Genomic DNA, 24,433 nt, shown 5'->3' with positions numbered 1-24,433 from the left:
ATTTCACCTCCCGGCTCAAACTGGGGCAACGGCGGTTGTAACGCTGAATTCAGATCGCAATCACACGGTCGGCATAGCTGCAGACTCACGCGTATCCTGGCTCAACGCCAGGTATGATGGTTCCAGCGCTCGCCATCAGGTTTGCGATGCGCATCGACGATCCGGACCCGGTGGTCGGGACCGGATGCGGGGAAGTGCGCGCCGGTTCCCTAGGGAGTATTCCTGTAGTCGGGAGGGAGCGAACCATGATCGAACTCGACAAGCTGTGCAGGGTACCGGTGTTTGCGGACCTTCCGCCGGAACGGCTTCAATGGCTGTGCGATAACTTGACCGGGTTCACCGTCGGGGCGGGCGACGTCCTCCTCGAAGAAGGCGAGATAAGCTCCAGCCTGTTCTTTCTGCTCGACGGAGAGGTGACGGCGACGAGACGTGCCGAGGGACATCTTCCGAGCGAGCGCTTCGTTGCGCCGGAGATCCTGGGCACGCCATGCATGATTGCCTCGATTCCCTATCCGGCGACGCTCAGGGCCGCAACCGATTGTCGGCTCGCGCTGCTTCCGGAAGCAGCCTTCCGCGATTTGTTCACGTCGTGCGACCCTTTCAACCGAGTCATCAATCGCTGGATGATCGACTGGCTCACCACACTCGAAGCGGCCGGGCGCAATCGCGAGAAGCTCGATGCACTGGGCAAGCTCGCGGCCGGGCTTGCGCACGAGTTGAACAATCCCGCTTCGGTCGTCACGCGTGCGCTCGACCACCTGCTCGCCGGACTCGCGGCGCTCGAGCATTCGGCGTTGGCACTTGGCGCGAGTGCTGTGCCACGCGATGCCGTGGAAGCGCTGAGAGCCCTGGCGGGAAGCAACGGATCGCAAGCTTGCGCAGGCGCTGCGGGCTCGCTGCGGTAAAGCGAAGCGGAAACGCGGCTCGGCGACTGGCTCGCTGTCCATCGCGTGGCAAAGCCGTGGCTGGCTGCTCCGTGTCTTGTCGCCCATGGGATCGCACCCGATGACCTCGGGCAGTTGGCTGCTGGTCTGAACGCGGAGCAGTTCGATCCAGCCGTCCGGTGGATTGCTCAGGTATTGGAGCATCGCTCGGTGATGCACGAAGCAATGCGCGGCTCGATCCGGATCTCGGAGATCGTGAAGGCGATGAAGGCTTACTCGTACATGGATCAGGGACCGCAGCAGGAGATCGACATCCACGATGGCATCGAGGATACGCTGACGGTGATGGCGCACGAACTGAAGCCGGGCGTTGCGATCATCCGCGACTACGACCGCAGCCTGTCGCGCCTGCAGGTGTATGGCAGCGAACTCAATCAGGTCTGGACCAGGATTGTCGAGAACGCGATCGAGGCGATGAACGGGCGCGGCGACCTGACTATCCGCACGCGCCACAATGCGGACTGCGCGACGGTCGAGATTACCGACACCGGGCCCGGCATTCCGCAGGAAGCGTTGTCGCACCTGTTCGAGCCTTTCTTTACGTCGAAGCCCGTGAGTCAAGCGCAGGGGCGGGGCTTGGGGCTGGGTCTGCATATCGCCTACCGTATCGTCGTCAATCGGCACGGCGGGACGATTCAGGCAAGCTCGCGTCCCGCCGAAACGACCAATAGGGTGAGGCTGCCGCTGGGGTGCAAGGGGACAGGTGTCGCTTGACTTGACGGACCCTGGGTCGGGATTCTCGCGCGATGGATGCACACTGGAACAGCATTTGGCGACAGAAAACCGCGTAAATCGTTACAGTCGCAGCGCGACATTTACTGGAACTAGACGCCTGACGACCCGCGGCGGTGCCGCTTGCCAGTATGGTGCTCGACATTCGGCCGCCGCGCACTGGAAACGGATCCTGCCCGATACGCTGCGAGCCGCACTTTGACGCGATTCGATTGGGTGAGCATTCGATGGTGATGATGCTGCGCGCCCGCGTAATACATGGGCGGCATGACGACGGGCGTTTCGTCGCCGTTCAGCCAACGGCGGATCGTGACCAGGTCCGACGAACGAGCCCGGGAAGACCTCGCGCCGAGGAGCGCAATAATCACCTGACCATTCGGCATGTTGGCTTCGACCACGATGCAGCGTCTTGCCTCGTCGGTATAACCGGTCTTCGCGAGCTGAACGTCCCAGTCCGGCCAATCGACGACAGGGTCGGTGTTCCGATAGAACCTCGTTCTGCTGCCGATCGCCTCCTCGTAATGCGGAAGTGTCGTGAATGCGCCGATCAACGGATAGTGGGACGCGGCATCCGCCAATTTCACGACGTCACGCGCGGTGGAGAGGTTGTCTGGTGAGAGCCCCGTCGGATCGTCGAAGTGCGTATCGGCCATGTGCAGCGCGCGCGCCTTGTCGTTCATCTTCTGGATGAAGGCAGGCTGACCACCTGGAAACGCGCGCGATAGCGCGGAGGCCGCGCGGTTCTCGGACGACATCAGCGCAAGGCGCAGCATCTCCTCGCGTTCGAGCGCAGCACCGACCGGGATACGCGAGCCCGAATGTTTGAGCCGATCGATATCGGCATCGTCGATGGTCAGTGTTTCCCCCAATGCCTGCGCTTCGTCCAGCACGACCATCGCCGTCATCAGCTTGGTGAGCGAAGCGACGGGCTCAACTTCGTCAGGATTCTTTTCCAGCAGGACTTCGCCGCGCCCGACGTCGTACGCGATCGCGCTGCGGGAATGGAGGAGCGGCGTCCCGGCCGACGTCACGAGCGGTGCGGCGGCGAGAAGCAGCGCGCAGGCGAGTTTCTTCATTTCAATCACACCCTGGGACTTCAATCAGGCGAACAGGTGATTACGGGTCCAACGTGCAGGATCGTCCCTAACAACTAAACTGTAGTTGCTCACTGCAGGAATGAGTGTGCGAAGGAGGACAGATTTCGTCCTTGGAGGTCAGCTATCATGAAATCATTGGTCTATGCACTCGTTGCCATCTCGGTTCTGGCCGCTCCGGCCGTATCGTTCGCTCAGCAATCCAGTTCGACTGTCACACGGGAACAGGTGAAAGCAGAACTGACGCAACTCGAAAAGGCCGGCTACAATCCCGGCCGCCGTGACCCCAACTATCCGGAAGATATCCGCGCCGCGCAGGCGCGCGTCGCAGCGCAGAACGGCACGGTGCCGGCCCAAACCGGCTACGGTCCCGCGGTTGGCGGTTCGTCAGGATCGGGTGTACCCAGCAAATGACGGGGGACAACCGGATCGTATCAATGCGCAATTTTCCGGACCGCGCAAAACGTAGCGTCGTGATTCTGGCAATCAACTGGTTGCGGGTTTCACTCTAGCTCAGACTGAAGGCAGTGAAGCGATGTGGCGTGAGTGCGCAGAGGCGGTACGGGTTGTAAAAAGGAGCGATCGTTATGCTATTTCTAGGGCGTTGTCAAGTTGTCGACTGTAGGCCAATTGTGCGACATAAGAGTAGTTATCCTTATCAGATAACTGTGTTGATCGCGGTAGAGACCGTCCAACTATGCCATGTGCCGAGGCGTTCTTTTAGTATGGCGCGATGAAATGCGGCGTTCATCTGATGTCTGGGAAGCGCGAAGTGCTGACGGATCGGGCCGAAGCATGAAAGAAAAGCCTGCGTGCGACGCGCATCGCGAAAGCCACACATCTGGCGTTCGCGCCTACGGGTTGGCTGGTGACTGTTCTCGGCGCGGTTGTTTACGCGTGCGGCCGCTTTGACGAAAACATGCTTGACCTGAGCGAGCTCAGGAATATCAGCCTTCGCCGCCGGATAACTGCGCAACTGGTCGGTAACGATTTTGCGCGGCACCGGGTTTGAACGCAGCACCCGCCGGAAGAAGCGCTTTGCTGCGGCCTTGTCGCGACGCTTTTGCACCAGCACATCGAGTTCGGCGCCGTGCTCGTCGACCGCCCGCCACAACAGATACGGCTCACCGCGCAGCGTCACGAACATCTCGTCTAAATGCCAGGTGCTGCCTAGCTTCCGCCGGACTGCCTTGGCGCACTGAGCGAATCCCGCGCCGAACTTGTCGCACCAGCGACGGATCGTTTCGTACGTGACCACGACGCCACGCTCGAGCAACAACTCCTCGATGTCGCGCAGGCTCAGGCTGAACCGGAAGTACCAGCGAACGGCGCAGCTGATGGCGATAGCAGGGAATCGGTGGCCGTGATAAAGCGATTTTGAATTCTTCATCGCTTCATTCTACCGCCCTATCTCCAGCAACTTGACAGTGCCCTGAAGACGGCATGCATGGTGCGCCGGCCGATCTCTAGAACCGATGCTGGATACCTAGTTGTATGCCTCTAGGGTTGGCACCGGGGTATGCAACCGGGATCCCCACCGGAGCACCGTTAATCGTGAAAGTTGCGTGATTGTGATTGTCCAAAAATGCTGCGCTTGCGTACAGGGTGGTACGCTTTGAGACAAAATACCAGTACATCAGCCCAACTTGGTCACCTCCATTGCCCATGCCAGACCTGTCGTGGGCGTGAGCGCCACCGAAGGAAAGCATTGTTGAAACGCTGAATTGATAGCTAGCTGATAGCGAATAAACGTCCCTATCAACTAGACCTGTGATTTTTGCGTTGTGATATGCAGCAAAAACTTTAAGCGGCCCGAATGCGTAGTTGGCTCCGGCGAACAGCGCGTTGAGGGTGGAACTACCTTTGAAGTTGGTAACCCGTTGATAACCTATTGCAGAATTTAACGGCCCGCGACTGTATTCAACGGCGAGGTTATAGGCGGCAATACCGTTGTCCGGTTTTGTACTTGAATCACGCAAACTTACCATGACCTGGCCGGATAGTCCGTGGAAGTCCGGACTCAGATACGTAATTGCATTATTTTGTCTTGGCGAGATACTTAAAAAACTGTCCAGGCCGGATGCCAACGTGTTGACGGTGAATGCATCAAGCACACCAGTCACCGTTACGTACACGGGCGAGTTCTGTAGTCCGACTCGTACCTCACCCCAAGGAGCAGCCATTCCGACCCAAGCCTGACGGCTGAATGCGAGCGCGGGATTAGATGCGGCGCCAGTGGTAGATGAAATCCCCTGTTCAAGGGTAAATTTTATTTTGTAACCAGCCCCGATGTCTTCCGTACCTTTCAAGCCATACCTAGACCCGTTCACTCCCCCGGAATCCATTCTTGCCGTCGCGCCATTTCCAACATTTGTGACTTCCAGGCTGGTATCGAGGATTCCATATAGAGTAAGGTCACTTTGTGCCCGAACCTGAGTAGAAGCTAGAGGCAGAGCAATCAACAAACTAGGTAAGTATCGCCTCACGGTCATCTCCATAGTATGTATTACTAATTATTGAATCTTGTCTTAAAGTCGTAACTGACATCCCGCCACTGATGCAATTGACAGGGACTAGGAAAGTTGTGACATCGATCCGTACCGTGATGCGGGGGCATCATCGACCCAACTGTTGTACGGCCGCACCGCTTGACAGCCATCCACGGCCATGACCGCAAGACTAGCAACGCACAGCGACCCAAACGTACAGACAATTGCAAGCGGATACGCAGAGGAGAAGCTCGTTTGGGTATTCATGTCTTATTATGGGAATGAAGTCTCACAAAGGCATATCGGTGGATACCCGCGGCTTGGCCGCATAGCCCTCGACATGTCTCCCACCGCCGAGAGTGACTACTTGAACGTCGCATAAAAAGGCAACGACGACTGCCCCGGAGACTCGACACGACTGCAATGTGATGATCACGTCGATCACTGCCGAGATGGGCTACGCCGGCTAGACGCGGCGCAACTGGATGTGTCAGGAAAAACGGAATCAGTGCCTACGGATCGAGGGCAACGCCTCGGAGCGGAACGCCTGAAAGGGCTGGAGCGAGGAAACCTTGAACTGCGCCAGGTCAATGCGATTCTGTGCAAGGCGTTGGTGTAGTTCGCATAGGCGAGGCTCGACCGTTATCACCGTTGATAGCGGCATACTTCGAACTGAGGTCGGTCGGAATGCGTGGACGCCGACGGGTTAAGCAGCGACCCGATTCAGATAGTATCGCTGCGTGAATGCTATAGGTGACGGGTAATCAAGACGAGCCTGCGTGCGTTGCCTGTTATAGAAGATCTCACTGTTTTCGCTGATGGCTCGCCTGGCCTCTTCGCGTGTGGCGAAGCGTCGATGAAAGACCAGCTCGCCTTTCAGCGTGCCCCAAAACGATTCGATCGGTGCGTTGTCAAAGCAGTTTCCTCGCCGACTCATTGACGCCTGCATGCGGAACTGGCCGACGAGCTCCCGGTACGCCTTAGCGCAGTATTGGGATCCGCGATCCGTATGATGGATCAGACTAGGCGCTGGGCGCTGCGATGCGACCGCACGGAACAGCGCTTGCATCGCCAGATGTTTCGTCATGCGCTCGCTCATGGCGTAGCCGACCAGTTCGCCGCTGAACAAATCCGTCTCAGTCCAGCGAGGTACAGCCAGCCTTCGTCGGTCGCGATATACGTGATATCGCCACATCAGGCCTGATTTGGTGCGGTTGCGCTGAAATCCTGGTTCATTAGGTTCGGTGCCACTGGCAGGTCGTGCTTCGAATTGGTCGTCGCCTTGAACTTGCGTTTCTGCCTGCAACGCAAACCGAGCTTTTGAGGCAGCCTTTTTATACGATGAACGCCGAGCTGCACGCCATGCTCACCGAGGTGCTTCTGCAAGCGTTCGGGCCCAAAGCTTTCACGCGTGCGCTGATGCGCAGCGAGCACCTCGGCTTCTAGTCGGGCCTCCTGCCGTGCGCGCAACGATGGCGCGCGCTTGCGCCACGCGTAATGGCCGCTCATGGAAGCGCCCAGCAGCCGGCACATCGGCGGCACTGCATAGTCCTATCGCATCTGCTCGATCATGCCGTACTTTACCGCGACTTCTTCGCAAAGTACGTCGCGAATTTTTTTAGCAAATTGCGCCCCATCTATACTTCGGCCAGTTCCCGCTTAACTCGCCCGAGCTCAGCTTCGATCTCCGTCAACGGCTTTTGATGCTGACCCACACGCTCCAGCTTGCCGGCCTTCACAGCGCGCACCCAGCTTGCCACGGTCTTCATTGATATCAACAGCCGACGGGCAGCCCCGACACACCAACACCCTCGGTCATCGCGAGCTTCACCGCCTCTTCACGGAATTCCTTCGTGTAGACAGCTTTGGGGATTCGGTTCATGTACGCCTCCATCCCTAGATTTTACGGAATCTTGGCTTCCACTTTTTCTGGCTGGCCTCACAGATTCGCGTTCAACTTGTGGTGTAACGCAATGGCGGCGAGCGGTACCTCCGGCGCCTGGCAGGCCGCTACCACCTCGGCTTTGAACTCCACGCTATAGCGCCGGCGTCGGCGCCGGCCAAGCAGCACTTCTTCTTCGATAGTGTTCACGTGTCCACCTATTTAAGTGGACACGATGTTTCCAAGTCGGTCGGCGCAATTCAAGACGGGATGGTCACGCACTTACGAGAATTCGACGAACGCCAGTGTCGTAACGTTATGATTTCGTCCCTAATACCGCGACGCTAGGTGCCGCGACGTCTACCGACTCCACTTCATCAATTGAGTCTTCTGCAGCGGTAATCAACTTCGCATACCGACGCCATGCGAGGCCAAGAATGATTGCGCCAGTCAACGCGGCTGTGGGTGTCACGATAGCCATCGCAATCCCGACTTTGGCGCGGTCGTGAAACAGATGCTGTGTCAGCATCGCGACGATCAGCGGACCGAGGCCGGCCCCGAACATATTAGTGCAGAAAAGATACAGACCAGACAGACGGCCCCTCAATGCAGGCGGCGTAAGCAACTGTAGTGAGGTGGCGCCCATGTTGAGTCCGACCGCTGCCGCAAAATACACCACGAATATTCCTACAAGGAAAATCCAGGGACTGGGTGAGAGAAAAGCGATGACGCCGAATGGAGAGGAGACGGATAAAGCTGATGCGGCGAGTATGTAATGGCTGCCCTTTATGCCGCGTGCCCACATGCGATCCGCGAGGCATCCACTGCCAAGAGTGGCGATAGCGCCACTTAGGCCGAGAGCAAGCGCGAGCGCTGGACCGATCTCACCCGGTCTCCAGCCGTAGCTCCGGCTCATGAATGCTGGTGCCCACGCCATCAGGGTGTATCCCATCAATGCATTCATAGAGAATCCCGCGAACTGGGCGGCCATGATGCCTCGACGCCGACGAAGCACGGTGAGTAGCGGAGTCGCAGCAGGCGGATGCCCGAAGGCCCGTTTTTTCCGAGTGGGTTCAGGCAATGTCAGCGCGAGCAGGCCGAAGACAAGTGGAGGACACCCCGCTATAACAAACGCTGCTTGCCACGGGTCAAGGTGGCCCAAGGGCGTTTCTATCCCACGAGAGCGAGCAAACAGCGCCAGTAGATAGCCACCGAGACCGAGAGAAATTGCGATACCAAACGTGGCGCCAAACGAAAAAACTCCCAGTGCAGTGGCTAGCCGCCGCCGTGGGAATGTGTCGCTCAGGAGAGCATATGCCGCCGGCATCAACGTTGCTTCGCCGATGCCAACACCCATGCGAGCGACGAAGAGCCATCCGAACGACGTGGTGAGGCCACAGCCGATGCAACTCAGGGCCCAGACAATTGTGCCGATGAAGATAATCAGCTTTCGTGGAAAGGTGTCGACGAACCATCCAAACGCTATTCCGCCAATGGCGTAAACCAGCGTGAACGAGAAGCCAATCAGGAGCCCGATCTGGACCTCGGTCAAGCCCAAGTCCTTCTCGAGGGGCTCCACCAAAAGTGAAATGATTTGTCGACCGAAGAAAGACAGGATGTATAGACATAGCAGCAGACCGACGGCATACCACGCACGTGCGCCAGCATGTTGCTCAGCGGATTGCTGTGTGTCGTTCAAGGAAGGGTGATGGGCCAAGGTAATGGACCTCGATCAGTTTGCAGGTTTGTATTCTCATCTCGCGGCGCCGATATCGGCTAGTCGAGACTGCCTCCTATCCCACGTTGCGCTCGGTGCACAATAAGGAAATCGAGTTCCGAAATGGGATTCTAGTACAATAAACGTCGACCTCGACGTCGTCAAGGTAAAAGTGAGAACGTTCCGCACTTCGCTCCTTGGAGGCCGTCGATGGAGATCGGCGAAACGCATGGACAACCATGCAGCGCTAAAAAGTGGCTGATTCCCAGCGAATGAAACGAATACTTAGCGATTAAAACCGAGAGACGTTGAGCAAGTAATCGTCAGACGTGAGTGTGCCGTTGCAAACAACATGGGCGAATCCCTACCCGAACCGACGACGCATTACGGGCAGTTCAGAGAAGGACGGCCTGGAGATGAATCGGACGTCCTCTTTTCATGCAACCGCACATACCCCGACACGGTCTTCGCCGTACCGCACCTATACATAGTCCTGCCTGCAATCGCATTGAGTGTTCGAATATTTGTATGGTACTGTAGTACAACAACGGGTATAAATACCCAAAATGGGAGGGTCGAATTGAGGGATGCGATCAACACCGCCTGAGGTCGCCCTTGATGTTGTGACATGAGGAGATGAGCATGGAGATAGCTGGACTCGCCGTGATAGTCACGGGCGGAGCTTCTGGTCTGGGTGGGGCAACCGCACGTCACTTGGCCGCGCTGGGGGCCAAGGTAACGATCTTCGACTTGAACGAAGAATCTGGCCGTGCACAGGCCCAAGCGATCGGAGGGCGGTTCGTAAAGGTAGATATTTCTCGAGAGGACAACGTTATAGCCGCTCTCGACGAGGCGGAGCGCTTTCACGGCGTTGCACGCGTATTCGTTGGCTGTGCCGGCGTGGCGCTTGGTGCAAAAACGGTAGGTCGCGATGCAGCGCCGCACAGTTTGCGTCAGTTCCGAGACACGATAGAGGTGAACCTGATCGGTAACTTCACTGTGAGTTCCCGATTCGCGGCACGGCTGAGCGAGATCGAGCCGCTTGCAGAAGAGCGCGGCGTGATCATCAATACAGCGAGCGTCGCTGCTTACGAAGGGCAGATCGGACAGGTCGCATACGCAGCGTCAAAAGGCGGCGTGGTCGCCATGACACTTCCGATGGCTCGAGACCTGGCGTCACTATCAATCCGGGTTGTGACGATTGCGCCGGGATTGTTCTGGACGCCGATGTTGGCTGCTTTGCCTCAAGAAGCTCAAGATTCACTCGGAAGTCAGGTCCCGTTTCCCGCGCGCTTAGGCAAACCGCAGGAGTATGCGCACCTGGTAGAAAGTATCGTGCGCAATCCAATGCTTAACGGCGAAACGATTCGACTGGATGGTGCGATCAGGATGGCGCCGCGATGAACGATTTTTCTACTACTCCACATCTTGACCGAGGCCGTCGGCTAGCTGAGCGCGTCGAGATCTTTGTCCGCGAACACGTCGTGCCTTTTGAGCGTGATCCTCGCCAGGGTCCGCACGGTCCCAGTGACGACCTCGTACAGCAAATGAGGGACATGGCGCGCGCCGAAGGGCTGCTGACGCCCAATGTACTTCCTGATGGCAGTCATCTGACCCATGGAGAAACCGCTTTGGTTTTGCGTGCGGCGGGTTTATCACCCCTTGGACCGCTCGCGCTCAATGTCGCAGCACCCGACGAAGGGAACATGTACCTCTTGGGAAGAGTGGCGTCGCCCGCGCAAAAAGATCGATTTTTAACGCCGCTCATCGAAGGTCGGGTTCGCTCCGCCTTTTTCATGACCGAGCCGGCCGAAGACAACGGTGCTGGCTCCGATCCGTCAATGATGCTGACTACCGCTCGACGGGATGGCGATTTTTGGGTGATCGACGGTCGCAAAGCATTTATCACGGGAGCTGACGGCGCCGGCATGGGCATCGTTATGGCTCGCTCCGAGCAGGGCGCGACGATGTTCCTGGTTGCATTGCCGGATCCAGCGATCCGCATCGAGCGTATTCTCGACACGCTTGACGATTCGATGCCTGGAGGTCACGCCATCGTGCGGATTGATGGTCTTCGTGTCCCGGAGAGCCAGATACTCGGAGCGAGTGGAGAAGGTTTCAAGTATGCCCAGATTCGGCTGGCACCTGCTCGACTCACTCACTGCATGCGTTGGCTTGGTGCGTGCATCCGGGCTCAAGAGATTGCAACCGCGTACGCAGTAAAGCGTCGTGCGTTTGGTCAACTACTCATTGAGCACGAGGGCGTAGGCTTCATGCTCGCGGAGAATCAAATTGACCTGAAGCAGGCCGAGCTGATGATCGACTGGTGCGCAGGGGTGCTGGACAGCGGCGCGAAGGGTATTGGCGAATCATCCATGACTAAGGTTGCTGTATCCGAAGCACTATTCCGTGTCGCAGACCGTTGCGTTCAGGTAATGGGCGGGACAGGCTTGGCGGGCGACACGATAGTCGAAAAAGTTTTCCGGGAGATACGCGCATTTCGAGTGTACGACGGGCCCACAGAAGTGCACAAATGGTCGCTCGCCAACAGGATCAGAAATAATGCTCTGGATAGGATGGCTCGATGAAAGAAGCTATTTCATTCAATGGGACTTCGGAGGTCCGAAGTGAACACCGCTTCGACATCGCCGGTCTGACGCAATGGATGTCTGAGAACGTTCGAGGATTTCGAGGACCAATAACGGTCGAACAATTCAGGGGCGGACAGTCGAATCCCACCTACAAGGTGAACACGCCGGAGAAGGCATACGTAGTGCGGCGCAAGCCACCGGGCGATCTTTTGCGCGGCGCGCACGCTGTGGAGCGCGAGGCGCGAGTGTTGCAGGCGCTTGAAAGGGTAGATTTCCCTGTCCCTCATCTGCACGGCATGTGCATGGACGATGCGGTGATTGGCACGTGGTTTTACGTGATGGACTTCGTACAGGGGCGAGTCCTCTGGGACGCGACGTTCCCGGATGTTATCCGTGACGAGCGACCGCGCTACTTCTACGCGATCAACGAAACGCTCGCGAAGTTGCACAGCATCGACTACCGGTCGGTGGGCTTGACCGATTTCGGGCACCCCGGTAACTACTTCGAGCGGCAGATTGCGCGTTGGTCCAAACAATACACAGGTGACGTTGAGGCCGGTCGGGATCCGCATTTCGAGAAGTTGATGGAATGGCTACCCGCACACATTCCGGCTGGCGATGAAACTACCATCGTGCATGGTGACTTCCGCGTCGACAACATGATATTCCATCCTACGGAGCCCCGCGTTCTGGCCGTCCTGGACTGGGAATTGTCGACGTTAGGCCATCCACTTGCCGACTTTGCGTACAACGTGATGATGTACCGTATGCCACCGCTGATCATCGCGGGCCTTGAAGGCGCAAATCTAAGTGAGCTGAACATCCCAAGCGAAGATGAATACGTGGCTGCCTACTGTGCTCATACGGGACGTGACGGTATCGCGAACCTGAACTTCTACGTCGCCTTCAATATGTTTCGACTCGCGGCGATCTTTCATGGCATCAAAGCACGTTGGAAGCGTGGCTCGGCGGCTTCGCCCCATGCGAAGGAGTTGGTCGCCGCGCTGCCGTTTGTGGCACAGCGAGCCTGGGAACAGTCGCAAGGAGCACTCTCATGAACTCACCAGCTACTTTGCTCTTTGAGCGCGATGGGTCCATTGCGAAGTTGACACTGAACCGGCCCGACGTAGGCAATGCAATCGACCTCTCATTGGCGAAGGGGTTGATGAAGGCCGCTATCGATTGCGACGAAGATGATTCGATAGGCTGCGTCGTGCTCACGGGTGCAGGACGCTTCTTTTGTACAGGAGGCGATGTGGGAGGATTCGTGTCTGCCGGCGATGCGTTGCCTTCTTTGTTGAAAGAGCTGACTGCGTACTTGCATATGGCCATAGCGCGGCTCGCAAGGATGCAGAAGCCGTTGATTACCGCTATAAACGGTCCGGCGGCTGGCGCTGGGCTCAGCTTGGCGGTTCTCGGAGACATCGCTCTGTCCGCTAGTTCGGCGCACTTTACGCCGGCCTATACGGGCATTGGTCTTTCCCCGGATGGTGGTTCAACGTGGCTCCTTCCTCGTCTTGTCGGCCTGCGCCGGGCTCAAGAAATTATCTTGACGAACAAGCGGCTAGGTGCAGACGATGCGGCCGAGTTAGGCCTGGTTACACGCGCAGTGGATGACGAACTTCTGGCTGATGAGGTTAGGACGATAGTTGCACAACTCGGGAAATCGACCACCGCCGCAATCGGAAGAACACGGAATCTGCTGCTTTCAAGTCTGGAGTCGAGTTTCGAGACGCAGATGGAAGACGAAGCGAGGGTGATCGCTGAACTCAGCCGAACGTCGCAAACTCGTGACCGTATCCAGGCATTTGTTTCCAAGCGCAACGCCAGTCCAAGTCATCGGGAAAGCACGGTATGAACGCATACATTGTCGAGGCGGTCCGGACCGCCGGTGGTCGCCGCGCCGGCAAACTCGCCGATTGGCATCCGGCTGATATGGCAGGAGAAGTGCTGAATGCGCTGGTCGATCGTTGTGGAATTGATCCCGGCGCCATAGAAGACGTCATCTTTGGCTGCGTGAGCCAGGTTGGTGAGCAGAGCTTCCATATTGGGCGTAACGCCGTCTTGGCATCCAGGCTACCAGATAGCGTTCCGGCCGTTTCAATCGACCGGCAGTGCGGCTCATCCCAGCAGGCTCTCCATTTCGCAGCGCAGGCGGTCATGTCGGGCACACAAGACGTCGTGATTGCGGCTGGCGTCGAGAGCATGAGTCGCGTTCCAATGGGTACGCCGACAAGCCTCGCATTGAATGCAGGATTAGGTGGCCCCTGGAGTGAACGAATCCGAAGACGCTACGGAGTGGATGGTTTTAGCCAGTTCACTGGAGCCCAATTAATTGCTGAGAAATACGGGTTTAGTCGTGAACAGCTCGACTGGTACGCCTTGAAGAGCCATCAGCGGGCCGCAGCTGCCACCAATGCAGGGGCCTTTCGAGCCGAGATTGTGCCACTTGAGGTGAATGGGGAGTCACACGTTGTCGACGAAGGTATCCGGTTCGATGCGACAGCAGAGTCGATTGGATCGGTAAAGCTATTGCGGGACGGCGGCGTATTAAGTGCAGCAAACGCAAGTCAGATCTGCGACGGTTCCGCCGGCGTTCTGGTGGCCAATGAGCATGGATTGAAGGCGCATGGACTGACGCCCCTTGCCAGGATTCACAATCTTACGGTTACTGCAGGGGACCCGATTGTCATGCTTGAAGAGCCAATTCCGGCCACGCGAAGAGCACTGAAGCGAGCAGGCCTATCAATCGATCAAATCGACCTCTACGAAGTCAATGAGGCGTTTGCGCCGATACCGCTCGCCTGGCTACAGGCCGTTGATGCGGATCCAGATCGCCTCAATGTGAATGGAGGGGGGATTGCCCTAGGGCATCCGCTCGGCGCCTCCGGGGCGAAGCTTACAGCAACGCTAGTACATGCGCTGCGAGCGCGTGGAAAGCGGTATGGCTTGCAGACAATGTGCGAAGGCGGCGGCATCGCGAATGTCACCATCATCGAAGCCATCTGATGCACGCTCAAGGCTTGCACCTCATCGCGAGTTGATCTAATATGGGATTTAAATACCATAAAGAAACACGACACCTATCTCAAGGCCGTGTATTGGAGAAGGCAACCAGACAACCCCTGCCAACTAGCGGACTCCGACGCAAAGGAAGTCTCATGCCGTCTGTCACCGATCAGGGCGTTAAGCGAAGCGCACGCGGCAGAAGGGACGCACTTTTCCTGCTGCGGTTTTCGTACGTCTTCTCATGGACCGGCAGATCATCGCGTTGATGGTCACCGACTGCGGCGCGGTTTGGGATTAGGCGATGTTCAGGTGGGCTTGCTCGAGGGTTCTGAAATAGGAGACAAACTCTTTAGCTCGTTGGTGAACTCGTGCAGTTTACGGGCACATTTCGTAAAGGCGTAGTTGAGCCGCAGGCTGAGGCGGCCGGTTCGCTGCAGCCTGGAAGGAGACGTCGATGAAAAGCGCAGAAATCTGTTTGCGGTCAGTTGTTGAGAAGTGGTTTGCAGCCGCACCCGTCCGGGTAACCCGATTCAAATGGAGCGGCGTAGGTCACAGCCGCTCTGTTCGAGTTGAGGCTCGCTCCTCAAGTAGGGCTCTTTCCATCTTCTTTTTCAAACACGAGGATGGTGCATGGCGAGTCTTTCCACCAGACGGGCGGCGTCCTGCCATGCGCTTTTATATGAATGTTGAATTACCCAAATCATAATCTCATTTGCGCGATTGCCACTCGCATGTTTGCAGTTGACGAGGCGACCACGCTACGTGTCGCTGACAAAGCCTAAGGGTTCGAGCTGCATTGCTGCGATCCCGCCGCGCAATACACGCAATACATCTTCCTTAACTGCGGCCTCGAATCTTTGACGAGATCGAACCATGACAGACGATAGCAGTAGATTGCCCCTTGCGGTCATCACCGGCGGTGCCGGTCATATTGGACTCTCCTGTGCGCGGCGGTTTCGCGACCACCGAATTCTGGTTTCGGATCTTCGACCGGATGCGGTCAATTCGACAGTGAGTACGCTCCAGGCCGAAGGAGTGGATGCTGTTGCGATGCCCGCGGACATCACGCGTGAGGCAGACGCGCATGCTCTGGCGGTGGCCGCAAACGAAATGGGGGGATTTGCGGTACTGATTCATGCCGCTGGCGTCGCGCCACCTACGCCCCCCGAGATCATTTATGCAGTAAATCTGTATGGAACTATCAATATACTGGAAGCCTTCGAACCCCTGGTAAAACCCGGAGTGGTGGGGGTCTGTGTGGCCTCGGTGGCAGGACATAGAACGCTTGGGCATCGGTTCGACTCCTCATTGTTAGAACCCACACAGGGGCCGGCCGACCTGGCACGAGTCATTGAAGCCGAGGCTCCCACAGCGCCGAAACATCGCCTGGCCTATGCAACTTCCAAGCGTGGAACGATTCTGCAGGTGCAGCGTCGAGCTTACGCTTGGGGCCAGCGGCAGGGGAGATTGCTTTCAGTGTCTCCTGGTGTACTCGGCGACACAGCGATGGGGGCGCAAAGACAGGCCGGTCTTGACCATCGCGGGAACGATTTACCACTTGGAAGGCTCGGATCGTCGTCAGAGATTGCCGAGGTTATTAGATTCGTAGCTTCTCCAGCCGCTAGTTTGATGACGGGTGTCGATATTTTGGTTGACGGCGGTTACCTTGCAACTGCAGATCACCAGTTCTCGGCCGATCGTCGTGAGAAGTGGCACGCCCTCGAATTTTAGAGGAAGCGGTGCCATCTGAGGTAACAGTGCGGGTGGTCCTTCGGGAGAAGGAAGGGCCCCTGGATAGTCCGCGTCGGATTGTCCTTGGCTACACGGCCTTGCACATCGGGCGGAGATATGGACTTGACCACTACAGGCATCAGCGAGGTGGCGACGGCATAAGCGCCGGCTCGATGGCACCCTCGCAAGGGAGCCATCGTGAAGTCGATGATCGTCGGTGTCACTGCGGCAGGCGGACTAGCTCTGTCGGCAAACTGTCGAGGATCCGGTCGCTAACAAAGTAGTCTGCGGTCAATGGTGCGAGTGGGTGCCGTGCGTAAGATGAGAAGTCGGTCACTCCCTCCTCGCGCAGCACCTGTTCATCCAAAAAGAAGTTGCCCGTCACTTCTGTTGCCTGCTTTGTAAGAATTGCGTACGCGGCATCGGCCATGATCTCGGGATTCCGACTGGAGTTGGCCATATCGTCGAGTTTGTTGCGGACGGCGGCTGTGTCGATAGTGGTAACGGGCCAGAGCGAGTTGACGGCGATGCCTAGTGACTCGAATTCACGTGCCTGTCCTAACGTGCAAAGGCTCATGCCGAATTTCGCAATACTGTAGGCGACATGTGGGCCGAACCACTTCGGATCGAGGTCCAGTGGAGGAGCGAGGTTCAATACATGTGGATTCTCTGCGCGGCTTAAATACGGTAGTGCCGTTCGAGTGCAGAGATAAGTGCCTCGGACGTTGATCTGCTGCATCAGGTCGTACCGCTTCATATCCGTCGACGGCGTGTCGGTGAGCGAAAGGGCGCTTGCATTGTTTACCAATATATCGATACCACCAAAACGCTGTACGGCCCCGTCAAATGCGCGGACAACGCTCCCTTCATCACGGACGTCCACGACAAGAGGAAGAGCCGTACCGCCGGCGCGCTCGATTTCTTCCGCAGCGGTATAAATCGTCCCTGATAAGTTTGGGTGTGACTCGACAGTTTTGGCGGCGATAACGATGTTGGCGCCGTCTCGCGCCGCTCGGAGGGCGATTGCGAGACCAATACCGCGACTTGCACCGGTGATAAACAGAGTTTTCGATTGTAGGGTCATTGCCATGGCCAAGAAAAGAATGTTGGTTATGAGGCTGTCAGATGTGGCCGGAACGTGACTCCGTTGTCCGGCGTTCAACATCAAGGATGTACATCTCCTTCATGGTGCGAATTTCCTTTGTGGGACTAAAGTACCATAAAAGTGTGTAGGTGTCGATTTCATGGCGAGTAGAAACAAATAGCTCGTCAGAGTGCAATGCCTCAAAGGCCTGGAGGTCGGCGGCTGTTGCCGTCCAGGTGCGAACACATCGACGATGACCACCGCGAAGCCTCGTTCCGTGCTTGACACGCGCTTTTTCTAAATGGTACAACAGTCCCATTATGAAAATTTATCCCGAGGAAGGGGTTGGGTCCTGGGGCACGATAAACAGGAGCGAAAATGGGTTGTCCAGTGCATGGAAGGTTGAATGATGTTCCGGCGGACCGGGTTGTGTCCTTTAACTATCGGACTGGCGAAGCGATGGTCGCCGATCCGTGGACCGTGTTACACGACTTGGGAACCGGTCCGGGCTTTTTCTACTCGCCGGAGCTCGGCGGCCATTGGTGTGCCGCGAAGCGTGAGACTGTCATCGACATCCTGCGCAATTGCGAACTCTTCTCCAGCCGAAATATTCGGGTACCTCGTGTTGAACGTACGGTTCCGTCGATTCCGCACCACATGGACCCTCCTGAGCACGGCAAGTATCGGATTAGTGTCGTGGAACTTTTCGGCCATCGGATCCTGGACGAACTCACTCCAGCAATTCGCGCCACTGCCCGCGGGTTGGCGAACGAGTTGGCCACACGCAACGAAGCTGAGTTTGTACGCGACTTCGCCATGCGTATGCCGGTTGAGATTTTCATGCGAATGTGCGGTCTGCCGCTTGAACGACGCGACGAAATGATCGGCTGGGTGCAGAGCTATTTTCATGGCGTGTCGCAACAAGAATCTAACGACGCGCATGAGAAGTCCATTGCCTATCTCAGTGGTTGGCTCGATGAACAATTGGTAGATCCGGAAAAGAGCGGTGGTCACATCATGCCTTCGTTGCTGAGGGCGCGAGTCGACGGAATACCGCTTAGTCGCGAGGAGATGCTGTCGATCCTCATTACGCTTTTCAATGGAGGACTCGACACGGTGGCTGCTCAGATGACGCACATCATGCGTTATCTGGCCGAGCATGAGAATCAGCGTCAGAAGCTACTCAGTAACCCCGACAAAATCCCTGACGCCGTCGAGGAGTTGCTCCGCCGTTTCAGCATCATAAGCATCGGTCGTGAAGTCACGCGTGGCGCAACGTACGCAGGAGTAGAGCTTCGTAAAGGTGACATGGTGCTTTGCCTTATCTCTGCCGCAGGCTTGGACGAAGAGATATTCCCCCAGGCGCTTGAGGTTGATTTTGATCGCTCAAACCGACGGCAGCATTGCGCGTTTGGTTCCGGACCGCACATGTGCGTTGGCGCTCCTCTTGCCCGGTTGGAGTTGCGCATCATGCTCGAAGAACTGCTCCCCAGATTACCAGAGCTGCGGGTAAGGCCTGGAGCATCGCTCTCCTACCACACGGGTGTAACGCTCGGTCTGGTTGAGTTGCCGTTGCAATGGGGTGAGTCAGTCAACGTCTCTTGAAGAGAGAACGCCATGTTGGAGACAAGTATCAACTCATTGCAGTCACCTGGCACGGTGATTATTGGTGCAGGCCATGCTGGGGGATCGGTCGCAGCGTTTCTGCGCCAGAATGGTTTTGCCGGATCAATCACTTTGATTGGGGAGGAGCCGCTGGAGCCGTATCAGCGACCACCTCTCTCTAAGGCATGGCTCAAAGGCGAAGCAAACGAAGAAGGTCTTCGATTGAGGCCCGCAGAGTTCTATCTCGAGAACTGCATACAGCTTTACCTCAACACGCGTGTCGACGCCATCGACCGCTCGGCTCGGCTAGTATGCATGACGGATGGCAAAACAGTGAATTACGACAATCTCATCCTGGCCACTGGAGCCCGAGCCCGTACTGCGCCTTTTGAAGGAACATCGCTGCCTGTCGTGCTTGAGCTACGCACTGCGGCTGATGCGGAAAAATTGAAGCTCGCACTTAAACCCGGCGCGCGAGTGGTGATTGTTGGTGGCGGGTATGTGGGTTTGGAGGTAGCTGCGTCGGCGCGTGCTCTCGGCGCCGAAGTCGTGGTAGTTGAGAGGGAGGCGCGTCCTTTGGCTCGGGTTGCTTGCTCGCAACTCTCGAGCTTCTTTCTTCGCTATCACAGTCAACGCGGCGTTGCTTTTCGCTTGGGCCGGTCAGTTACATCCGTGCAGATGCTGGATGGAGCGGCAAGCGTGTGCTTGGACGACGGCGAGCAATTGCCGGCCGATCTGGTCCTCGTAGGAGTTGGTGCGGTTCCAAATGAGGAACTGGCGCGTCATGCTGGATTGCGATGTGATGACGGCGTGCTCGTCGATCTCTCAGCGCGCACAGACGATCCGAACATCTACGCAATTGGAGATTGCACGCGTAGACCGCTTCCACTGTACAACCGAAAGGTGCGTCTCGAGAGTGTGCCCAACGCGCTTGAACAGGCGAAGCAGGCGGCGGCCTCTATCTGCAACTTGCCGGCGCCAAAACCCGAGACTCCTTGGTTCTGGTCAGATCAGTTCGATGTGAAGTTGCAGATTGCCGGTTTGCCCATGGATGTTGCCGAGATAGTCATTCGGGGCGACCCCGACGAAGACAGGTTTGCGGTCTTTCACGTCAGCGCCGATCAACGGATCCAGGCGGTTGAGGCCGTGAACGCGGTGCCTGAATTCATGATGGGTCGTCAACTCATCGGTGCCAGGACCGAAATCGACATCGAGCGTCTGCGCAATCCAAATATTTCAATGAAGGAGGTCGCGATCTGATCGCGAAGAGTCTATGCCCCAGATCACTTTTATTACGGCTGATGGTACGCATCGAACCGTGGATGCTCGAAATGGCGACAGCGTGATGCAGACCGCCATCAAGAACGGGATACCTGGAATCGATGCGGATTGCGGTGGTGCGTGTGCATGCGCAACGTGCCATGTCTATGTTGACGAGTCCTGGAAAGACAGGGTAAACAAGGTGGGCGACATGGAAGCCAGCATGCTGGATTTCGCACAGGTTGTTCTCCCGAATTCCCGGCTTGCTTGCCAATTGCAGGTTGTTGAGGCGCTAGACGGTCTGGTCGTGGCCATTCCTGAGAGCCAACATTGAGCAATGGGCACAGATAACTCGGTTGAGTTAAATGATCCGGCTGGAACGGTCGTGCCACGGGAGGGTGTCGCAGGGGAGGATTGTCGGCACGAAGGTCTTCCCGCCCCGCGGCGCTATCTTGCGCTAGCCGGGGTTTGGTTAGCCTTGATTGTCAGCATACTTGACAGCTCAATTGCTAACGTTGCGCTCCCGACGATTGCGCGTGATTTAGGGGCTTCGCCTGCTGATTCGATTGCGATCGTAAGCGCGTTTCAACTGGGTGTCGTGATCTCGCTGTTGCCGATGTCAGCGCTCGGGGAAATCATTACCTATCGTCGAGTCTTTATCGGCGGTCTGTGTATTTTTACGCTAGCCTCCCTGGGTTGCGTAACGTCGCACGATCTCACTGAACTGGTCGTCGCGCGGGCGATTCAGGGAATCGGCGGCGCGGGCATTATGAGTGTGAATGGTGCACTCGCTCGTGTTATGTATCCACCGCGGCTCCTCGGTGCGGCGCTCGGTGCGAACGCTTTAATTATCGCCGCGTTTGGCGCATTAGGGCCTACGATTGCCTCGGTCATGCTCGCGCTGGGTCCCTGGCAATGGCTATTCGCTATCAATCTTCCAGTTGGCGCACTGGCCTTAGCCTTGGCTTGGCGAACATTGCCAGAGAGCCCGAAGGCAGATAGGCAGCTGGATGTATTGAGCATTGTTTTGAACATCATCGCTTTTGCGATGCTGTTGAGTGGGATCGATCTGGTCACGCGAAATCCTTTCGAGTTACGGGGTGGCGCGGTCTTGATCGGTGGCGTCATTGCGGCGGTAGTGCTGGTGAATCGTTGTTTGTCTCAGAGTCGACCGCTTGTACCGATCGACCTTCTCAGGATACGCTTGGTACGTTTGGCTGCGCTAACGTCCGTGTCCACATTTACCGCACAGACGCTGACCCAGGTTGCTCTTCCTTTCTACCTTCAGGACGGTTTGCATTTCAATCTCGTGCAAATCGGTTTGCTTATGACGCCATGGCCTGCCGGCGTGGCGCTTGCCGCGCCCCTCGCTGGCAGGCTCGCGGATCGCGTGTCGGTCGAGGTGCTGATTGGGTGCGGCCTTTTCGTGATGGCAGCTGGGTTGAGCTCACTTCTGTGGCTTTCACCTGGAATGGAGTTGACCGCTATTGCCATTCGCATGGGCGTCTGCGGTATAGGCTTCGGCTTCTTCCAATCGCCGAACAATCGTGCGCTATTGTCTTCCGCTCCAATGCACAGGAGTGGTGCGGCGGCTGGACTCATTGCGATTTCGCGTACCATGGGTCAGATCCTTGGCGCGATGCTGGTAGCGATATTTTTCCGATTGTTTGGTCACGTAGGCCAAGCCGCCATAGGTGTCTCAGCCATCATGGCAGTGTTAGGTGCGCTACTGGGTTTTGCACGCAAGTCCTCGGGGTCACGTACAGTCAACTGAGGGGCTTTCGTATCCTTCGATTTGCAGCTGCGCTTCACGTCGACGTTCGGCTCCAGAAAGGCTCAACTCGGTTGTTCTGTCTCGCCATGGGGATGGTGTACCATTCAGCAGATATACGTTGAGGACGTCCTTGTCGGCGGGCCACGCCCGATTGGAGAATCATGTCGAACCTTGTTGGTGGGCGAAGCAATCAGAAAATGCGCACGCATATGGCACTAGTCGAATGCGCCGCACAATTTGTACGTGAGGGGAAAACCTTCACCGTTGCCGAGGTGGCAGATAGCGCTAGAGTGGGTCGCACGACAGCGTATCGCTACTTTCCGTCGGTCGAGACGCTCGTGGTGCACGCCACGCTCTACGCGTCAACGGAGGTTGAGAAACGAAGTATTGACGCGGCGCTCGAGAGCAAGCAAACGGTCGAAGATCGTCTCCGCTCGGTGGTTGAGGCCAGTGACATTACGATTACCGACCACAATTACCTTTATCGCACGATGCTGAAGCTCTCGTTGAACAATGAGGGCTCAGATGACGAGTTGCTCCCGCATCGTAGAGGGGCACGGAAGGAAGTGCTTGAGTCGGCAATCGGTATGCTGCGTACTCAGCTTGGTACGAAGCGATACGAGAAGTTAATCGGGGCGCTCAGCCTGTTTATCGGTATCGAGTCGGTCGTTGTATTGCATGACGTCTGCTTTCTCTCCACAGAAAAGGCTCGGGAAATCAAGATCTGGGGGGCTCTCGCCATTCTTAAGGCTGCGTTGGCCGAACTGGACCAAGCCGGTGGGTCAAAATCTGCCAAAAGCGAAGATGAACCCCGCGCCATCAAGCAAATCGTTCGGAAGACGGTGTCTCGGAAGCCGGCGCCTCGGAAGCCGGCTCAACGGTGATGAAATGCCGCATGAACGTCGTCAGTAATACGACACTACACCGCCCCCAAGCGGAATGACGAAACGCGATGTCGGGAAATCCTTGAACAGGACCGAGGACAGGCGCCCACGGACGCGGACGTATCCGCGTTCATTTTGTCCGCGCGCGTGTTATCGAAATACGCGCTGCGACTCGTGCTGAAGTGCTATTCGTCGGAGTGTTGTACTCGGTGATCATTTCGTAGATCGGGTACCCGTCCAGCCATCACCGAGATCTTCATTGCCGGGAAAGCCGAGCTTGTTCGAACTGTAGTAGCCGTTCGAATTCATCGTGAACACGGTGCCGCCGTCGTTCGCCGCGTTGGTCTGATAACGGACACCACCGTCCGCGCCTTTACCTCCCCCTCTCCCCTGTCAGTACCAAGTTGAGTTTGGTAGCACCGGTGTATGAGCGCCTCGGGCGCTCGGCTCTGGCACGCATAGACGCATTCCCGACAGTGAATCCAACGATTGCCGACAAAAGTTGCTTGACGCCTCACGGACAAGGTTATATTGTTTCTACATGGAACGTAAATCCCATAAAGGGTAACGGATTCCGAATGGTTTCATGGTCCAATGAACGAATCGCAGCTTCGGAGCTATCGCATGATCATCGACAGTCACGCCCATGTTGTTATGACCGACGAACTGTATAGGTACATGAGCGAACTGGTAGCCAGCCGTGCCAATCCGGCCGCGCCGTTCTCCGGAATCAAGGAGGAGGCGCTGCATGCTGTTTCGAATCGACTGATCGAAATTATGGATGGCGTGGGAACTGACGTGCAGTTTCTCTCTCCGCGCCCGTACATGATGCTGCACTCGATCAAGCCGGCCAAAGTAACTGCGTTGTGGACTCGTGCAGTCAATGATGCCATCCATGCCCAATGCCAGTTGCACCCGGACCGTTTCAGGGCAGTCGCCGGCCTTCCGCAGTTTCGTGCGGAGAGCCCTGCAAACTGCTTGGCCGAGCTGGAGCGATGTGTGAAGGAGTTGGGCTTCGTCGGCTGCCTGTTGAATCCGGATCCCACGGAAGGTGAAGAAACAGCGCCGCCCGGCCTTGGCGATCGCTTCTGGTATCCCCTGTACGAAAAACTTGTCGAGCTCGATGTGCCGGCGCTCATTCACTCAGCGAGTTGCTGCAATCCGCGAGAATCCTACACGCTGAAATTCATCAACGAAGAGAGTATTTCGATCATCTCCTTGCTGGAGAGCCGCGTGTTCGAAGACTTCCCGACATTGAAGATTGTTGTCGCGCACGGCGGGGGGGCTATTCCGTATCAAATGGGGCGCTTTCGCGCATGGGCCGAGCGACGGGGCGGTGAAACGTTCGACGAGAAGGTTCGCAAACTCTATTACGACACCTGCAACTATTCGCCCGAGGCGCTGGAATTTCAATTCCGGGTGCTTGGCGTAGACAACTGCCTTTTTGGCACGGAACGACCAGGGACGGGCACGATCGCGTGTAGGCATACGGGGCGCGACTTCGACGACCTAAAGCCTGCGATTGAAGCCGTCCCATGGCTGACGGCTGAGGATAAGTACAAGATTTTCGAAGGGAACTGCCGAAAGGTTTACCCGCGCGCGTTCAAAGACTAGCGAGCGAACGATCTCGCAACCGG

The 24,433-nt window shown here is 56.9% G+C and carries 21 protein-coding genes and 1 pseudogene; 15 read left to right on the top strand and 7 right to left on the bottom strand.

The window, feature by feature from the left end:
• Window positions 1-245 precede the first annotated feature (245 nt).
• Complete coding sequence (locus M0D64_RS33185) at window positions 246-905, top strand: Crp/Fnr family transcriptional regulator (RefSeq protein ID WP_266260922.1); 660 nt, start codon at window positions 246-248, stop codon at window positions 903-905.
• 45 nt (window positions 906-950) lie between these two features.
• Window positions 951-1,658: a sensor histidine kinase gene (locus tag M0D64_RS33180; RefSeq protein ID WP_266260921.1), complete on the top strand. Its 708-nt coding sequence runs from the start codon at window positions 951-953 to the stop codon at window positions 1,656-1,658.
• Window positions 1,659-1,768: 110 nt separating this feature from the next.
• Here M0D64_RS33180 and M0D64_RS33175 read toward each other — a convergent pair whose 3' ends face one another.
• On the bottom strand, window positions 1,769-2,752 hold the full coding sequence (locus M0D64_RS33175) for a serine hydrolase (protein ID WP_266260920.1): 984 nt from the start codon (window positions 2,750-2,752) through the stop codon (window positions 1,769-1,771).
• 147 nt (window positions 2,753-2,899) lie between these two features.
• On the opposite strand from M0D64_RS33175, the gene M0D64_RS33170 reads away from it, so the two are divergent.
• Complete coding sequence (locus M0D64_RS33170; protein ID WP_097391517.1) at window positions 2,900-3,184, top strand: DUF4148 domain-containing protein; 285 nt, start codon at window positions 2,900-2,902, stop codon at window positions 3,182-3,184.
• A 244-nt stretch (window positions 3,185-3,428) separates the two neighbouring features.
• On the opposite strand, the gene M0D64_RS33165 is transcribed toward M0D64_RS33170, so the two are convergent.
• The 5 genes and pseudogenes from M0D64_RS33165 to M0D64_RS33145 all read right to left on the bottom strand — a co-directional run bounded on the left by M0D64_RS33165 (window position 3,429) and on the right by M0D64_RS33145 (window position 8,840).
• Entirely contained in the window at window positions 3,429-4,160 is a 732-nt protein-coding gene (locus tag M0D64_RS33165; RefSeq protein ID WP_266260919.1) for an IS6 family transposase, read from the bottom strand.
• 76 nt (window positions 4,161-4,236) lie between these two features.
• Window positions 4,237-5,262, bottom strand: coding sequence for a porin (locus M0D64_RS33160; protein WP_266260939.1), 1,026 nt, complete (start codon window positions 5,260-5,262; stop codon window positions 4,237-4,239).
• Window positions 5,263-5,965: 703 nt separating this feature from the next.
• A pseudogene (locus tag M0D64_RS33155) lies at window positions 5,966-7,141 on the bottom strand (IS3 family transposase).
• Between the two features lie 57 nt (window positions 7,142-7,198).
• Complete coding sequence (locus M0D64_RS33150; protein ID WP_266260918.1) at window positions 7,199-7,351, bottom strand: hypothetical protein; 153 nt, start codon at window positions 7,349-7,351, stop codon at window positions 7,199-7,201.
• 106 nt (window positions 7,352-7,457) lie between these two features.
• Window positions 7,458-8,840: an MFS transporter gene (locus tag M0D64_RS33145; RefSeq protein WP_266260917.1), complete on the bottom strand. Its 1,383-nt coding sequence runs from the start codon at window positions 8,838-8,840 to the stop codon at window positions 7,458-7,460.
• Between the two features lie 660 nt (window positions 8,841-9,500).
• Here M0D64_RS33145 and M0D64_RS33140 point away from each other — a divergent pair.
• From M0D64_RS33140 to M0D64_RS33115, 6 genes are all read left to right on the top strand, one after another.
• Complete coding sequence (locus M0D64_RS33140) at window positions 9,501-10,262, top strand: SDR family NAD(P)-dependent oxidoreductase (protein WP_266260916.1); 762 nt, start codon at window positions 9,501-9,503, stop codon at window positions 10,260-10,262.
• Window positions 10,259-11,446 (top strand): acyl-CoA dehydrogenase family protein, encoded by a 1,188-nt coding sequence (locus M0D64_RS33135; protein ID WP_266260915.1) that lies wholly within the window; start codon window positions 10,259-10,261, stop codon window positions 11,444-11,446. Before M0D64_RS33140 ends, M0D64_RS33135 begins: the two co-directional genes overlap by 4 nt.
• Entirely contained in the window at window positions 11,443-12,507 is a 1,065-nt protein-coding gene (locus M0D64_RS33130; RefSeq protein ID WP_266260914.1) for a phosphotransferase, read from the top strand. The genes M0D64_RS33135 and M0D64_RS33130 overlap by 4 nt, the downstream gene beginning before the upstream one ends.
• Complete coding sequence (locus M0D64_RS33125; RefSeq protein ID WP_266260913.1) at window positions 12,504-13,307, top strand: enoyl-CoA hydratase/isomerase family protein; 804 nt, start codon at window positions 12,504-12,506, stop codon at window positions 13,305-13,307. The genes M0D64_RS33130 and M0D64_RS33125 overlap by 4 nt, the downstream gene beginning before the upstream one ends.
• Complete coding sequence (locus M0D64_RS33120) at window positions 13,304-14,458, top strand: acetyl-CoA C-acetyltransferase (RefSeq protein ID WP_266260912.1); 1,155 nt, start codon at window positions 13,304-13,306, stop codon at window positions 14,456-14,458. Before M0D64_RS33125 ends, M0D64_RS33120 begins: the two co-directional genes overlap by 4 nt.
• Window positions 14,459-15,331: 873 nt before the next feature.
• Window positions 15,332-16,189, top strand: a complete 858-nt coding sequence (locus tag M0D64_RS33115; RefSeq protein ID WP_266260911.1) for an SDR family oxidoreductase — start codon at window positions 15,332-15,334, stop codon at window positions 16,187-16,189.
• A gap of 220 nt (window positions 16,190-16,409) precedes the next feature.
• Here the strand turns inward: M0D64_RS33115 and M0D64_RS33110 are convergent, their stop codons facing one another.
• Window positions 16,410-17,354, bottom strand: a complete 945-nt coding sequence (locus M0D64_RS33110; protein ID WP_308102528.1) for an NAD(P)-dependent oxidoreductase — start codon at window positions 17,352-17,354, stop codon at window positions 16,410-16,412.
• Window positions 17,355-17,651: 297 nt separating this feature from the next.
• Here M0D64_RS33110 and M0D64_RS33105 point away from each other — a divergent pair, with 297 nt between their 5' ends.
• From M0D64_RS33105 to M0D64_RS33080, 6 genes are all read left to right on the top strand, one after another.
• Window positions 17,652-18,878: a cytochrome P450 gene (locus tag M0D64_RS33105; RefSeq protein WP_266260910.1), complete on the top strand. Its 1,227-nt coding sequence runs from the start codon at window positions 17,652-17,654 to the stop codon at window positions 18,876-18,878.
• Between the two features lie 12 nt (window positions 18,879-18,890).
• On the top strand, window positions 18,891-20,138 hold the full coding sequence (locus tag M0D64_RS33100) for an NAD(P)/FAD-dependent oxidoreductase (RefSeq protein WP_266260909.1): 1,248 nt from the start codon (window positions 18,891-18,893) through the stop codon (window positions 20,136-20,138).
• Window positions 20,139-20,151: 13 nt separating this feature from the next.
• Window positions 20,152-20,472, top strand: coding sequence for a 2Fe-2S iron-sulfur cluster-binding protein (locus M0D64_RS33095; RefSeq protein WP_266240031.1), 321 nt, complete (start codon window positions 20,152-20,154; stop codon window positions 20,470-20,472).
• Window positions 20,473-20,616: 144 nt separating this feature from the next.
• The gene (locus tag M0D64_RS33090; RefSeq protein ID WP_266260908.1) at window positions 20,617-21,912 is read left to right on the top strand and encodes an MFS transporter; all 1,296 of its coding nucleotides are present in this window, start codon (window positions 20,617-20,619) and stop codon (window positions 21,910-21,912) included.
• Window positions 21,913-22,073: 161 nt separating this feature from the next.
• Window positions 22,074-22,796 (top strand): TetR/AcrR family transcriptional regulator, encoded by a 723-nt coding sequence (locus M0D64_RS33085; protein WP_266260907.1) that lies wholly within the window; start codon window positions 22,074-22,076, stop codon window positions 22,794-22,796.
• Between the two features lie 624 nt (window positions 22,797-23,420).
• The gene (locus tag M0D64_RS33080; protein ID WP_266260906.1) at window positions 23,421-24,410 is read left to right on the top strand and encodes an amidohydrolase family protein; all 990 of its coding nucleotides are present in this window, start codon (window positions 23,421-23,423) and stop codon (window positions 24,408-24,410) included.
• Window positions 24,411-24,433 lie beyond the last annotated feature (23 nt).

Source organism: Paraburkholderia sp. WS6 (genome assembly GCF_030464835.1).
Classification (GTDB): Bacteria; Pseudomonadota; Gammaproteobacteria; order Burkholderiales; family Burkholderiaceae; genus Paraburkholderia; species Paraburkholderia madseniana.
The sequence above is the reverse complement of the archived record's forward strand: the minus strand, read 5'-3'. Positions and strand labels throughout refer to the sequence as shown.

Bases quoted from the DNA above. Each gene is read 5' to 3' on its own strand.
- M0D64_RS33130 (WP_266260914.1), top strand. From the start codon at position 11,443: ATGAAAGAAGCTATTTCATTCAATGGGACTTCGGAGGTCCGAAGTGAA.
- M0D64_RS33095 (WP_266240031.1), top strand. From the start codon at position 20,152: ATGCCCCAGATCACTTTTATTACGGCTGATGGTACGCATCGAACCGTG.
- M0D64_RS33115 (WP_266260911.1), top strand. From the start codon at position 15,332: ATGACAGACGATAGCAGTAGATTGCCCCTTGCGGTCATCACCGGCGGT.
- M0D64_RS33085 (WP_266260907.1), top strand. From the start codon at position 22,074: ATGTCGAACCTTGTTGGTGGGCGAAGCAATCAGAAAATGCGCACGCAT.
- M0D64_RS33100 (WP_266260909.1), top strand. From the start codon at position 18,891: ATGTTGGAGACAAGTATCAACTCATTGCAGTCACCTGGCACGGTGATT.
- M0D64_RS33080 (WP_266260906.1), top strand. From the start codon at position 23,421: ATGATCATCGACAGTCACGCCCATGTTGTTATGACCGACGAACTGTAT.
- M0D64_RS33170 (WP_097391517.1), top strand. From the start codon at position 2,900: ATGAAATCATTGGTCTATGCACTCGTTGCCATCTCGGTTCTGGCCGCT.
- M0D64_RS33105 (WP_266260910.1), top strand. From the start codon at position 17,652: ATGGGTTGTCCAGTGCATGGAAGGTTGAATGATGTTCCGGCGGACCGG.
- M0D64_RS33185 (WP_266260922.1), top strand. From the start codon at position 246: ATGATCGAACTCGACAAGCTGTGCAGGGTACCGGTGTTTGCGGACCTT.
- M0D64_RS33160 (WP_266260939.1), bottom strand. From the start codon at position 5,262: ATGACCGTGAGGCGATACTTACCTAGTTTGTTGATTGCTCTGCCTCTA.
- M0D64_RS33140 (WP_266260916.1), top strand. From the start codon at position 9,501: ATGGAGATAGCTGGACTCGCCGTGATAGTCACGGGCGGAGCTTCTGGT.
- M0D64_RS33175 (WP_266260920.1), bottom strand. From the start codon at position 2,752: ATGAAGAAACTCGCCTGCGCGCTGCTTCTCGCCGCCGCACCGCTCGTG.
- M0D64_RS33135 (WP_266260915.1), top strand. From the start codon at position 10,259: ATGAACGATTTTTCTACTACTCCACATCTTGACCGAGGCCGTCGGCTA.
- M0D64_RS33120 (WP_266260912.1), top strand. From the start codon at position 13,304: ATGAACGCATACATTGTCGAGGCGGTCCGGACCGCCGGTGGTCGCCGC.
- M0D64_RS33165 (WP_266260919.1), bottom strand. From the start codon at position 4,160: ATGAAGAATTCAAAATCGCTTTATCACGGCCACCGATTCCCTGCTATC.
- M0D64_RS33125 (WP_266260913.1), top strand. From the start codon at position 12,504: ATGAACTCACCAGCTACTTTGCTCTTTGAGCGCGATGGGTCCATTGCG.
- M0D64_RS33110 (WP_308102528.1), bottom strand. From the start codon at position 17,354: ATGTTGAACGCCGGACAACGGAGTCACGTTCCGGCCACATCTGACAGC.